The sequence below is a fragment of the Promicromonospora sp. NPDC057138 genome (assembly GCF_042670845.1).
Classification (GTDB): Bacteria; Actinomycetota; Actinomycetes; order Actinomycetales; family Cellulomonadaceae; genus Promicromonospora.
The window spans coordinates 61,228-73,679 of sequence record NZ_JBHUUX010000001.1 but is presented as its reverse complement, the minus strand read 5'-3'; the positions used below and the strand labels follow the sequence as shown (position 1 = coordinate 73,679).

The 12,452-nt window shown below is 69.6% G+C and carries 11 protein-coding genes and 1 riboswitch; of the genes, 8 read left to right on the top strand and 3 right to left on the bottom strand.

What is annotated here, in order from left to right:
• Window positions 1-117: 117 nt before the first annotated feature.
• The 8 genes from ACFT2C_RS00345 (at window position 118) to ACFT2C_RS00310 (ending at window position 8,539) form a co-directional block, all read left to right on the top strand.
• A complete protein-coding gene (locus ACFT2C_RS00345; protein WP_377205016.1) occupies window positions 118-975 on the top strand; it encodes a hypothetical protein in 858 nt (285 codons plus the stop codon).
• A gap of 210 nt (window positions 976-1,185) precedes the next feature.
• On the top strand, window positions 1,186-2,034 hold the full coding sequence (locus ACFT2C_RS00340) for a hypothetical protein (RefSeq protein WP_377205015.1): 849 nt from the start codon (window positions 1,186-1,188) through the stop codon (window positions 2,032-2,034).
• A 235-nt stretch (window positions 2,035-2,269) separates the two neighbouring features.
• The gene (locus ACFT2C_RS00335) at window positions 2,270-3,514 is read left to right on the top strand and encodes an ABC transporter substrate-binding protein (protein WP_377205014.1); all 1,245 of its coding nucleotides are present in this window, start codon (window positions 2,270-2,272) and stop codon (window positions 3,512-3,514) included.
• 11 nt (window positions 3,515-3,525) lie between these two features.
• Window positions 3,526-4,401 (top strand): carbohydrate ABC transporter permease, encoded by an 876-nt coding sequence (locus ACFT2C_RS00330; protein ID WP_377205013.1) that lies wholly within the window; start codon window positions 3,526-3,528, stop codon window positions 4,399-4,401.
• The gene (locus ACFT2C_RS00325; protein WP_377205012.1) at window positions 4,401-5,324 is read left to right on the top strand and encodes a carbohydrate ABC transporter permease; all 924 of its coding nucleotides are present in this window, start codon (window positions 4,401-4,403) and stop codon (window positions 5,322-5,324) included. Before ACFT2C_RS00330 ends, ACFT2C_RS00325 begins: the two co-directional genes overlap by 1 nt.
• A gap of 93 nt (window positions 5,325-5,417) precedes the next feature.
• Window positions 5,418-5,533: riboswitch (SAM riboswitch) on the top strand.
• 4 nt (window positions 5,534-5,537) lie between these two features.
• Window positions 5,538-6,482 (top strand): methylenetetrahydrofolate reductase, encoded by a 945-nt coding sequence (locus ACFT2C_RS00320; RefSeq protein ID WP_377205011.1) that lies wholly within the window; start codon window positions 5,538-5,540, stop codon window positions 6,480-6,482.
• A 157-nt stretch (window positions 6,483-6,639) separates the two neighbouring features.
• The gene (locus tag ACFT2C_RS00315) at window positions 6,640-7,092 is read left to right on the top strand and encodes an Hsp20/alpha crystallin family protein (protein WP_377205010.1); all 453 of its coding nucleotides are present in this window, start codon (window positions 6,640-6,642) and stop codon (window positions 7,090-7,092) included.
• A 178-nt stretch (window positions 7,093-7,270) separates the two neighbouring features.
• Complete coding sequence (locus ACFT2C_RS00310; protein ID WP_377205009.1) at window positions 7,271-8,539, top strand: N-acetylmuramoyl-L-alanine amidase; 1,269 nt, start codon at window positions 7,271-7,273, stop codon at window positions 8,537-8,539.
• Between the two features lie 86 nt (window positions 8,540-8,625).
• On the opposite strand, the gene ACFT2C_RS00305 is transcribed toward ACFT2C_RS00310, so the two are convergent.
• The 3 genes from ACFT2C_RS00305 to ACFT2C_RS00295 form a co-directional block, all read right to left on the bottom strand.
• Window positions 8,626-9,267 (bottom strand): lysophospholipid acyltransferase family protein, encoded by a 642-nt coding sequence (locus ACFT2C_RS00305; protein ID WP_377205008.1) that lies wholly within the window; start codon window positions 9,265-9,267, stop codon window positions 8,626-8,628.
• 99 nt (window positions 9,268-9,366) lie between these two features.
• Entirely contained in the window at window positions 9,367-11,250 is a 1,884-nt protein-coding gene (locus ACFT2C_RS00300; RefSeq protein ID WP_377205007.1) for a glycoside hydrolase family 2 protein, read from the bottom strand.
• Window positions 11,251-11,357: 107 nt separating this feature from the next.
• The gene (locus ACFT2C_RS00295) at window positions 11,358-12,371 is read right to left on the bottom strand and encodes a LacI family DNA-binding transcriptional regulator (RefSeq protein ID WP_377205006.1); all 1,014 of its coding nucleotides are present in this window, start codon (window positions 12,369-12,371) and stop codon (window positions 11,358-11,360) included.
• Window positions 12,372-12,452: the final 81 nt, after the last annotated feature.

Sequence of the window (12,452 nt, the reverse complement as noted above, 5' to 3'; positions counted from 1 at the left end):
CTCCTGCGTCTTCACCCACAACGATCCGGTCTTCCCGTCCGTACTCGGTGGTGAAGCCTGACGGCGAGCGATATCCGCCCGCTGGGACAGGCGCCATCGAGCAGACAGGAAACCGCGATGTCACTGCCCAGCACGTCCCGCACCTCCCTCTTCCGCCGTGGACTGGTGGCGCTCGGCGCCGCCACGGCGCTTCTGGCCGGCGGCCTGATCGTCGCTCCGGCGGCGCAGGCTGCATTGCCGGTCGTCGACACCCACACCCGTGGTGGCACGACGGTCACCACGTCGATGTACGCCTCGGGCTCCACGATCTACGGCAACGTGGACGAGCAGAAGCTGTTTCCCGCCAGGTTCGGGTACAGCGTCGACCTGAAGGCGTCCGGCGGAACCATGGTGGGGGCGGAGGTCGAGCTGACGCTCCAGAAGATCGACCGCGAGCCGGTGCGCAAGCGCACCATCGAGATGAAGCGCACCAGCACCGGCATGATCGGCCGGGGCGCCATCAACTTCACCGGGACCATCGCCCCGGGCACCTACCGGGTGGGTGTCGAGGTGTTCACCGTGGTGCGCAAGGCCGACGGGACCCGGGTGCGGCACCTGATCGAAGTGAACGAGGCTCAGCGGGTGCAGTTCCGCCTCTTCACCATGACCGACGGGACCATCTCGACGCAGGAGACCGACGGCCGTTCGGCCCGGATCAACGCCACCGCGCGCGTGCTGCGGATCGACGACGACGACACCCTCTCGTGGCTGCGGATCCGCTCGAGCGAGGCGGTCCTCTCGTTTGACGCCGACGGCCCGTACGGGTCGAGCCGACCGGTGTTCGTGCGGGACCTCAAGATCGGGTCCGACGGCCGGATCTCGACCGTCGTGGAGTCCCGCAAGGGGTACTGGAAGGTCACCTATCCGGGGAGCTCCCGTTTCGCCGACTCCCTGGCCTGGATCGGGCAGGGCATGGGGAGCGGCTGCGGCTGCTGACCTCGCACAGGGCCGGCGGCGGCACCTCGGACGAGGCTCCGCCGTCGGCCAGGAGGCATGCCGAAGGAGGGTCGCAGCCACGCGCTGCGGCCCTCCTTCGTCTTCACCCCAACCTTTCCTGACTCAAGCCCGTACTGGTTGGTGAAGCCTGACGGCGAGCGATCCACGCCCGCTGGGACAGGCGCCATCGAGCAAACAGGGGAAACCACGATGTCACTGCCCAGCGCGTCCCGCACCTCCCTCTTCCGCCGTGGTCTGGTGGCGCTCGCCACCGCCACGGCGCTTCTTGCCGGCGGCCTGGTCACCGCACCGGCGGTACAGGCACTCCCGATCGTCGGATCCGACCAGGGCGACGGCACCACACTCACCGCCCGCCTGTTCGCCTCGGGCGGCGTCATCAAGGGCGACCCGGGATTCCTGGATCTCCAGGACGTCGCATTCGGATACAGCGTCGGCCTGGACACGAAGGGTGGCGAGCTGCAGTCGATGACGGGCCAGATCACCCTCCGGAAGGTGGGGAGCACCTTCGTCCGGCGGTTCCCCTTCCGAGTGAACTCGGACGGGGTTGAACGGGATCACGTGTACCTTCCCGGGACCATCGCCCCCGGCTACTACTGGGCGGGGATCGAGGTGTCCGCGGACGTGCTGCGCGCCGACGGCCAGGTGAACCACCACGAGATCGACGTGGACAAGGGCTCGAGCATCTCGTTCAAGCGATGGACCAAGATCGACGCCTCGATCCGGCCGAGGGACGCCGTGGACGGCGAGCCGGCTCGGATCACGGCCACCGTCCGCGTACTGCGTGTGGCGGACGACGAGTCCCTCTCGTGGCGGACGATTCGATCGGGCACGGCGCTCATCTCGTTCGACCCCGACGGCCCGTTCGTCGACAAGGCGAAGCGCGAGTTCGTACGGCGCGTCGAGATCTCGGACGGGCTGATCTCGACCGTCGTGCACGCCCGAAAGGGCTGGTGGAACGTCACCTACCAGGGGACTGACCGCTACGCGGCCTACGTCACCTCGATCCCGCAAGGAGTGCCCGGCGGCTGCGGCTGCTGACCTCGCGCAGAGCCGCGAGCGGCGCCTCGGACGAGGCTCCGCCGTCGGCCAGGAGGCATGCCGAAGGAGGGTCGCAGCCACGCGCTGCGGCCCTCCTTTTTGGCTTCTCCACTGGCCTCGCGGGCCCTTCGGGTCCATCGTGTCACTCGTATGTCACAGGTTTGTTAGAACCCTTGACAGATTACTGTTGCAAGTGAAAACGTGACCGACACCACGAAGAGAGCGAGGGACAGAAATGGCCCAGTACAAGAGGCTCGGCGGGATCATGGCGATCACGCTGGCCGCGACAACCGGACTGACCGCTTGCGGTTTCGGCGGGTCCAGCGAGGAAGCGAGCGGCGACGGAACGACGCTCGACCTGCTCGTCCCCAGCTACTCCGACGCCACCCAGGGCCTCTGGAACGACGTGATCGCGGGATTCGAGGAGGAAAACCCCGACATCAAGGTCAACCTGGAGGTCGAGTCCTGGGACAACCTCGAGTCGGTCATCGCCACCAAGATCCAGGCCGGCGAAGCACCCGACATCTACAACGGTGGCCCCTTCGCCGGCTTCGCCGAGGACGAGCTGCTGTACCCGGCGGACGAGGTCACATCCGACGAGACCTTCGCCGACTTCCAGCCGTCGTTCCTGGAGAACGCCAAGGTGGGTGACACCACCTACGGCCTGCCGTGGATCGCGTCCTCCCGTGCGCTGTTCGTCAACGACGCGCTCCTGGACGAGGCGGGCGCCGAGGTCCCCACCACCTGGGACGAGCTGCTCGACTCGGCGAAGAAGGTCTCGAAGCTCGGCGGTGGCGTGTCCGGTTACGGCATGCCGCTCGGCTCCGAGGAGGCGCAGGCCGAGGCCGCCGTGTGGCTGTGGGGCGGCGGCGGATCCTTCGGCGACGCCGAGAAGATCACCGTCGACACCCCGGAGAACCTCGAGGGTGCCGAGTTCATCAAGAAGATGATCGACGAGGGCGCCACGCAGGCGGACGCCGGTGCGTCCGACCGCAGCCCGCTCTTCGACATCTTCGTCCAGGGCAAGATCGGCATGCAGGTCGGTCTCCCGCCGAGCGTGGGCCAGATCGAGTCCGACAACCCGGACCTCGAGTACTCGATCCACCCGATCCCGACCAAGGACGGCTCGCCGTTCACCCTGGGCGTCGCCGACCACCTGATGGCGTTCAAGAACGACGACGACAAGAAGGAAGCCATCACCTCCTTCTTCGACTACCTCTACACCGCCGACGTCTACGTCCCGTGGGTCAAGGCCGAGGGCTTCCTGCCCACCACCCTGTCGGGCTCGGAGCAGCTCGCCGACGACGAGGCGCTCGCCCCGTTCCTCGAGACGCTGCCGGACGCGCAGTTCTACCCGACCACCAACCCCGACTGGGCCGCCACGGATTCCGCGTTCAAGGCGCTCTTCGGTGAGCTCGACAGCAACAAGTCCGCCAAGGACGTCCTGGCCGAGATCCAGGCCCAGGTCGACGCGGGCTGATTGGAAGACACGTGAAGGACCTCTTGAAGGCCCTGCCGTGGATCGGGCCCGCGGTCGCGCTCATCGCGACCGTGGTCCTGTTCCCGGTCGGCCTGATGTTCTGGAACTCGACCCGCGACATCAGCCAGAGCGGCGTGGACGACGGGGGTGTGGGCCTAGCGAACTTCGCGACGGTGGTGGGATTCCAGTACTTCTGGCCGATCCTCGGGCGCACCGTCGTGTGGGTGGTGGTCGTCGTCGGCTGCACCCTGATCGGTTCGCTCGCCCTCGCAGCACTGCTGAACAAGGCGTTCCCGGGCCGTCGCCTGGTGCGCATGGCCGTCATCGTGCCGTGGGCGGCGAGCGTCGTCATGACCACCCTGGTGGTGCACTACGGGCTGGAGCCGTACTTCGGCATCATCAACTCATTCCTCGTGGACATCGGGCTGATCGACACGCCCGAGGGCTACGGCTGGACCCGGCACGCCGGCACCGCGTTCGCGTGGGCCATGGTGGTCGCCGTCTTCGTGTCACTGCCGTTCACGACCTACACGATCCTGGCCGGACTGCAGACCGTCCCCGGCGAGACCGTCGAGGCCGCGCGCATCGACGGTGCGAGCGGTGTGCGGACGTACTTCAACGTGGTGCTCCCGCAGCTGCGGGGCGCCATCTCCGTGGCGGTGCTGATCAACATCATCAACGTGTTCAACTCGCTGCCGATCCTGCGCGTCATGACCGGGTCCATCCCCGGGTACGACGCCGACACCGTCATGACCATGATCTTCAAGTACATGCAGAACCAGCGGCAGATCGACCTGGCGAGCGCGCTGTCCGTCATCGCGTTCCTGGTCGTCATCGGGATCGTGGCTATCTACGTGCGGGCCGTCCGCCCCCTGGAGGAGGTCTGATGACCGTGACCACCGATGCGGCGACGACGCCGCGCAAGGTGACCAGTCCGACGTCGGGCAACGGGCGGCGGGTGCGGAGGTATACCGCCGACCAGGTGCCGATCGGAGCCCTGCTGCTGCGCATGTTCGCCGGGCTCGTGGTGCTGGTGGTGTTCCTGCTGCCGTACCTGATCATGTTCTTCGGCTCGGTGAAGACCAAGGCGGAGATCAGGTCGGTCGATCCCACCTACTTCCCCTCGGAGTGGCACTGGGACAACTACCTCACGATGTGGTCGACGCCCGAGACGCCGCTGCTGCAGAACCTGATCTCCACCCTGGTGATCTCGGTCTGCGCGACGCTGCTCGTGCTCGCCGTGGCGCTGCCCGCCTCCTACTACACGGCGCGGTTCCGGTTCCCGGGCCGGCTGGTCTTCCTGTTCCTCGTGATCGTGACCCAGATGGTGCAGCCCGCCGTGCTGACGTCGGGCCTGTTCCGGCAGTTCATCGCGTGGGGGATCCTCGATACCTGGGCGGCGATGATCCTGGTCAACGCCGCGTTCAACCTCTCGTTCGCGGTCTGGATCATGCACAGCTTCTTCGCGGGCATCCCGAAGGAGGTCGACGAGGCGGCGCAGCTCGACGGCGCCGGCACGTTCGCCGTCCTGACCAAGATCAACCTGCCGCTCGTGTGGCCCGGCATCGTGACGGCTGTCGTGTTCACGTTCGTCGCGTCCTGGAACGAGTTCGCGGCCTCGCTGGTGCTGCTGTCGACGGCGGGCAACCAGCCGCTGTCCGTGGCGCTGACGAAGTTCGTGGGCCAGTACGAGACGTCGTGGCACTACGTGTTCGGGGTGTCCGTCGTGGCGATCGTGCCCGTCGTGATCCTGTTCATGGCCATCGAGAAGCGGCTGGTGGGCGGCCTGGTGGCGGGGTCGGTGAAGTAGGCGCGGCGGGTACGCGGCGGGCGATGGAACGGGCCGTCTCGGCGACCGGACAGAATCTGTCCCAGTGCTGGACAATCGCTTAACATGGTGGCGATCCCATCCAGAGCGGTCGAGAGTCCTGGCTCCGTGACACCGCAGCAACCTGCCGACTTCCCGCCTCGTAGACGTGGCGCGTGGACGTAAGGTGCTAACGCCAGGTCCGATGGAGCAACCATGGTCGTCGAGGCATACCCGCAGCGCCCCACAGTGTCGTTCGAGCTGATGCCGCCGCGTCGGCCCGACGTCGCGCCCAACTTCTGGGAGACGGCGCAGCGGCTGGTGGCGGCCCAACCCGACTTCGTGTCGGTCACCTACGGCGCCGCCGGGGGTGACCGCGCGACGTCGCGAGAGGTGCTCGCCACGCTGCTGCGCGGCACGCCCGTGCTGCCGGTGGCCCACCTGACCTGCGTGGGCGCGTCCCGCGAGGACGTGTCCGAGGTGATCGACGAGTTCCTCGAGGCCGGCGTGCGGTCGTTCCTCGCACTGCGCGGGGACCCGCCGCGCGACGAGCCGGACTGGTGTCCGCCGTCCGACGGCGTGCGCTCCAGCGTCGACCTGGTCCGCCTGCTCACGCAGGTGGACCAGCGCCGCGTCGCAGCCGACGCCAGCGCCGCCCTGCGGGCGGCGACCCGTCCGCTCACCATCGCCGTCGCGACGTTCCCGGACGGCAACCCGGGCGCCGGCACCACGCGCGACCAGGAGGTGCGGCGGCTCCTGGAGAAGCAGGAGGCCGGCGCGAGCTTCGCGATCACCCAGTTCTTCTACCGCGCGGAGTCCTACACGGGGTTCGTCGAGGCGGCCCGTGCGGCGGGCGTGACCATCCCGATCGTGGCCGGCGTCCTGCCCGCGACGGAGGCCCGCCGGCTGCGCCGCGTCGAGGAGCTGACGGGCGTGGCCGCGCCCGCGGACCTCCTGCGGAAGCTCGACGGGTTCACCGCGCCCGACGGCGGCGTCGACCCCGAGGCACAGCACGAGCACGGCATCGGGTATTCCGCGACGCTCGCGCGAGAGGTGCTCGACGCCGGCGCGCCCGGCGTGCACGTGTACACGTTCAACAAGCACCGCCCGGCCCTGGACCTGCTGGAGCGGGTGGGCCTGACGGGCCGCGCCGCGGCCTAGCCAGCGCTCTATACATTGACTTTCGGCATGTCCGAGGGACTGGAACTCAGCGACGCGGAGCGCGAAAATGATCGTGTAGCCGGACGGCGGTCGGGCCGCCGTCACGCGCGGCGGCCCTGGAGAGGCCAGGGTCGCATCGTCGAGGAGGTGATGCGCGATGGCTACCTATTGGGATCCGTTCCGGGAGATGGACCGGATGCTCAGCTCGTTGGTGACCAGTGCGCGGCAGTCCGGCGGTATGCCGATTGACCTGTTCCGCACGGGTGACCACTACGTGCTGTCCATGGACCTGCCAGGCGTGGACCCGGGCACTATCGACGTGTCGGTCGAGGACCGGACGCTCACGGTCCGGTGCGAGCGCACGCAGCGTTCGGGCGACGACGCGCAGTGGCTGGTCCGCGAGCGGCCCACGGGCACGTTCGCACGGCAGCTCACCATGGGTCGCGGGCTCGCACTCGACAACATCTCGGCCTCGTACACCGATGGTGTCCTGTCGCTGACGATCCCGGTCAGCGAGGAGGCGAAGCCGCGCAAGATCGAGGTGGCGCACGAAGCCGACACGACGATCGAGCAGGGCTCGTCGAAGGGCCACCAGACCATCGAGTCCTGACCCTCGACGCGCTCGCACGTCGCACGCCCAGGTCACTGACGGTGACCTGGGCGTCCGACGTCTGGGGGATCGCGTCCGGGGTATACCCCGGATGTGATGTACCGGCGGCATGCGCGGTCGGCCGATACTACGGATGAAATCGGCCCGTACCAGCGCGACCGAACCGTGGAGGCATACCGTGCACGAACACGTCCCTAGCTCCACCGACCACAGTCACGACGACCACAGTCACCATGACCACGGTCACGACAGCAGCTCCCTCGGGCGGCGCGACCTGCTGCGCGGCGCCGTCGTCCTCGGCATCGGTGCCGCGGGCGCGACGATAGCGGCCCCCGCGGCCGCCGCAGCGACCCCCGCCGCAGTGGTTCCCGCGCGAGCCGCGGGTGCCCGGACGGCGGACGTCCGGACCGCGGACGCCCCGCCGTCCCTGGCGCCCGACCCCGAGGCGCCGGCCGACGCGCCCCCGGGTGCGCTGGCCGGCGTCGCGGTCGCCGCGCCGACCATCGCGAGCTGCAACACCTGGGGCGCCGAGGCCGCCCGGGGCACCATCGACACGGTCTCGACCAACCCGAACAAGATCCTGATCCACCACACGGCGTCGGCGAACGTCACGGACTACTCGCAGGCCGCCGGGTACCAGATCGCGCGCGACATCCAGCAGTGGCACTTCGCGAACGGCTGGGTGGACACCGGCCAGCACCTCACGGTGAGCCGCGGCGGGTACGTCATGGAGGGCCGGCACGGCTCGCTGTCCCGCCTGCAGAACGGCAGCGGCATGGTCGTGGGCGCGCACGCTCCCGGCCAGAACAGCCAGGCCATCGGGATCGAGAACCAGGGCACCTACACGAGCGCAACGCCGCCCGCGCAGCTCTGGAGCCGGCTGGTCGAGCTGTGCGCCTACATCTGTGACCAGTACGGGATCGCGCCGACCCAGATCTACGGCCACCGCGACTACACGGCGACGGCCTGCCCGGGCGACGTCCTCTACTCGATGCTGCCGCAGCTCCGCTCCGAGGTGGCCGCGGCCTTGGCGGGCACGAGCTGGTCGGTCATCGTCGACAACACGTCCTCGGGCTTCGCGGCGGGCGCGTCGTGGCTGACGTCGTCCTTCTCGGCGGAGCGCTACGGCGCCAGCTACCGTTACGCGACGCCGGCCGAGGTGAGCGACCTGGCGACCTTCTCGGCGGCGATCCCGTCCGACGGCTCGTACCGGGTCGAGGCGTGGTTCCCAGGCATCGACGGCTACAACACGTCCACGCCGTTCATCGTCTATACCGGCACCGGCTCGTCGACGATCCGCGTCGACCAGTCGACGGGCGGCGGCGCCTGGCTCTCGCTCGGCACGTACGCGATGACGGCGGGAACCCGCACGGTCGTGGCGGTCAGCCGCTGGACCCAGGGCACGGCCTACGTCATAGCGGACGCCATCCGGATCACCCGCCTCTAACCGCACCATTGGTTGTGGGCGTGACCGTTGCGACTACGTGCCCGTCTTAGGCGCAACGATCGCGCTCACAACCAAAGGTGCTGGCGTCAGTCCGCGCGCTCCTGGCCGCTCATGGCCTGGATGGACTGCATGACCTGTTCCGTCAGCTCGCGGCGGGCCTGGGCGGGCTTGGTGCCGGCCGCGATCTGGCGGGACGGGTCGATCGGCGCGCCGAAGTGCAGCTCGACCCGGGCGAACCGCGGCATCTTGCCGATCGGCTTCACCTTGTCCGTCCCGAGCAGCGCCACGGGGACGACGGGCGCCTTGCCGGTCAGCGCCAGCCAAGCGACGCCGGTGTGCCCCTTGTGCAGCTTGCCGTCGCGCGAGCGGGTGCCCTCGGGGTAGATCCCGAACGCACCGCCGCGCTGCAGCACGGCGAGCGCGTCCTCGAGGGAGCGCTGCCCGGCGCGCGGGTCGTCCCGCTGTACCGGGATGTCGCCCATCTTCGTGAAGAACCAGCGGGAGATGCGCCCCTTGATCCCCTTGCCGGTCCAGTACTCCGCCTTGGCCAGGAACGCGACGTGGCGCGGCGCCATGATCGGGATGAGCAGCGAGTCGATGAACGACAGGTGGTTGCTCGCCAGGATGACGGCGCCGCGCTTCGGGATGTTCTGCAGGCCAGTGACGCGCGGACGCAGAAGCACGAGCACGAGCAGCGAGAGGATGAGCTTGAGGAACCGGTACGTCACCGGCCTATTGTGCACCCCCCAAGCGCCCCTGTGGACGGGGTGATATACGGTGAAAAAGACTAAAGAGACCTACAAGACCCGGTACCCGGCCAGAGACATCTAGCTGGCTGTCGCCTCCGCGTTCTCGGCCGCCTCCACAGCCGCGACCTGGACCTGGACCTCCCGCACGCGTGCGACGTCGAGCTTCTCGCTGCGGTCGAACCGGTAGATCCCGTTCTCCTCCTGGAACACGTCGGTGAGCTGCGTGTAGCAGTAGGCGAACATGCGCGGGTCCCCGAGCAGCGCCTCCGTGAGCCCGCGGAACCGGGCGTGGAACTCCTCCTCGTCCGCAACCCGCTGGCCGTAGCCCCACGAGTCGGGCGAGCTGCCCGACGCCGTCGCCGCCACGTCCGGGTTCCACCAGACGCCGCCGTACTCACTGACGAAGTACGGCTGGCCGCGGTACGGCACCGACATCTTCGTGCCGTTGTCGCGCGCGTTCTCGTAGGGCCGCCCTTCGGCGAGGCCGCCCACGTGCTCCGCGAACCTCGCCGGATCCTGCTCGTACAGGTGCGAGTCCCAGACGTCGGTCTCGAGGACGCGATGCGAGTAGCCGCTGGCGTCCAGCACCGGCCGGGAGGGATCGGCCACCTTGGTGGCGAGCCACATCGCCCGGGTGACGTCGTCGAGCTGCGTGATGCGGTCGTGCAGGTCCTGGTGCGTCTCGTTGAGCGGGCACCAGCCGATGATCGACGGGTGCGAGTGGTCGCGCTGCAGCGCCTCCATCCACTCGGCGACGAACGACGTCGTGGGCCGCTGGCCGTCGGCGGACGTGCCGTACCCGCCGGCGCCCCAGTCGCCGAACTCGCCCCACACGAGGTAGCCGAGCCGGTCCGCGTGGAACAGGTACCGCTCCTCGAAGACCTTCTGGTGCAGCCGGGCGCCGTTGAAGCCGGCCGCGAGGCCGAGCTCGATGTCGCGCGCGAGCGCGGCGTCCGACGGCGCGGTCATGAGCGACTCGGGCCAGTAGCCCTGGTCGAGCACGAGCCGCTGGAACACGGTCTCGCCGTTGATCCGCACCGCCTGCCCGTCGATGGAGACGGAGCGCAGGCCCGCGTACGAGCGCACGGAGTCGACGACGGCGCCGTCCGCGTCGCGCAGCTCGATGTCGACGCCGTACAGGTTCGGGTCGCCCGGCCCCCAGGTGCGCACGCGGTCCGCGGGGACGACGGCGCGCAGCGCGGGCGCGAGGTCGAGGTCGGCGCGCGCGGTGGCGGTCGCGACCTCGCCGTCGGCGTCCGACACGGTGACCGTCACCGTGTGGCCGCGCCGGTTCGCGGACAGCGGCACCACGACGTCGAAAGCCGAGCTCGCCAGGTCCGGCGTGATCCGCGGCCGGCGCAGGTGCGCGGCAGGCACCGGCTCCAGCCACACGGTCTGCCAGATGCCCGTCGTGCGGGTGTAGTTGCACTCGAAGTTCGCGTAGCGGTTGCTCTGCTTGCCCCGGGCCTGCGGCCCGTGGCGGGTGTCCCGCGCCCGTACGACGACGGTGACCGTGTCCCCGGGGCGCGCGATGCCGTGCAGGTCGGCCGTGAACGGGGTGAACCCGCCGCGGTGCCGCACGACCTCGAGGCCCTCGACCCACACCGTCGTGTCGTGGTCGACCGCGCCGAAGTGCAGCAGCACGTGCGGGTCGTCGCCGACGGCGGCCCACTCCGCGGGGACGGTGACCTCGCGGCGGTACCAGACCGCCTCGAGGAAGTCGGTGTTCTCGATGCCGGAGAGCTGCGACTCGGGCGCGAACGGGACGACGATCTCGCTGTGGAGCGGGCGCTCGACGAGGCCGCGCTCGAGCCCGGAGTCGCCCGAGTCGATCTCGAACTGCCAGGTGCCGTTGAGGTTCAGCCAACGGTCGCGGGTCATCTGCGGGCGTGGGTACTCGGGGCGCGGTACGGCGGTGGCCGTGTGCGCGCCGGCGGGCGAGAAGCGGTCGAGGAAGGTCATCAGCTGCTCCATTGCGTCTACGACAGGTGCGCGGCGATTCAACACGGCTTCCGAGCGGAATGCAACGTTGTATCACCCCGGCGCCCGCCAGGCACCCGGAAGGCGGTTCAGGAGGCGCTGCTCTCCCGGACCAGCAGACGGTGCGGCACGACCTCGTCGACCGGCTCGACGCCGGGGTTCTCGAGCTGCGCGATGATCCGGTCCACCGCCGTCTCCGCGATGGCGCGCAGGTCTGGCGCGACGGTGGTCAGCGAGGGGTTCGCGAACCGGCCGTCCTCGGTGTTGTCCCAGCCCGTCACGGCGAGGTCGTCGGGCACCCGCACGCCGTTGCGGCGCAAGGCGTACAGCGCGCCCAGGGCGAGCTCGTCGTTGGCGCAGACCAGCCCGTCGATCTGGTCGATCCGGGGCAGCACCGACTCGATGGTCGCGGCGCCCGCCGGGCGGGAGAACTGCGGCACCTGGAGCACCCAGCGCTCGTCGACGTCGAGGCCGGCCGCGGCGTGCGCGTCGAGGAAGCCCTGGACCCGCTGCGCGCCGGTGCGGCCGGCGCCGCGCGGCTCGGCGCCGAGGAACCCGAGCCTGCGCCGTCCGGCCGCCAGGAGATGGGACGTGACCTGGGCTGCGGCCTCGACGTTGTCGATGCTCACGTGGTCCGTCCGCCGCTCGCGGCTGGGGTCCGGGTCGGCCCGCTCGCCCAGCAGCACGAGGGGCACCGAGCCCCGCACATCGTCGATCTCGGCCGGGGTCAGCTCCAGCGGCGAGAAGATGATGCCGTCGATCGCTTGGACGTCGAAGCCGCGCGCCGCCTCGAGCTCGGTGTCGCGCGAGGAGCGGGTCTCCTCGATGAGCACGCGGTAGCCCCGGGTGCTGCCGACGTCGATCACCTCGTGGGCCAGCACCGAGAAGTACGGCGCATGCACCCACGGCAGGGCGAGTGCGAGCGTGTTGGTGCGGCCCCGCCGCAGCTGGCGTCCCGCGAGGTTGGGCCGGTAGCCCAGCTCGGCGATCACCGCCTCCACGCGCGCCCTGGTCGCGTCGCCGACCCGGCCCGTGCCGTTGACGACGTTGGAAACGGTCTTCCAGGAGACGCCCGCCGCTGCCGCGACCTCTTTGATGCCCACGCGGCGATCCGCTCGTTCCGACAACCCTTCACATCCTTCCGCCCCGCGACCCCTTGACGGGACGCCCGACCTAGTCCATCG

Excerpts from the sequence above, each read along its gene's own strand:
- ACFT2C_RS00340 (WP_377205015.1), top strand. The coding sequence starts at position 1,186 with ATGTCACTGCCCAGCGCGTCCCGCACCTCCCTCTTCCGCCGTGGTCTG.
- ACFT2C_RS00345 (WP_377205016.1), top strand. The coding sequence starts at position 118 with ATGTCACTGCCCAGCACGTCCCGCACCTCCCTCTTCCGCCGTGGACTG.
- ACFT2C_RS00300 (WP_377205007.1), bottom strand. The coding sequence starts at position 11,250 with ATGACCTTCCTCGACCGCTTCTCGCCCGCCGGCGCGCACACGGCCACC.
- ACFT2C_RS00335 (WP_377205014.1), top strand. The coding sequence starts at position 2,270 with ATGGCCCAGTACAAGAGGCTCGGCGGGATCATGGCGATCACGCTGGCC.
- ACFT2C_RS00315 (WP_377205010.1), top strand. The coding sequence starts at position 6,640 with ATGGCTACCTATTGGGATCCGTTCCGGGAGATGGACCGGATGCTCAGC.
- ACFT2C_RS00325 (WP_377205012.1), top strand. The coding sequence starts at position 4,401 with ATGACCGTGACCACCGATGCGGCGACGACGCCGCGCAAGGTGACCAGT.
- ACFT2C_RS00320 (WP_377205011.1), top strand. The coding sequence starts at position 5,538 with ATGGTCGTCGAGGCATACCCGCAGCGCCCCACAGTGTCGTTCGAGCTG.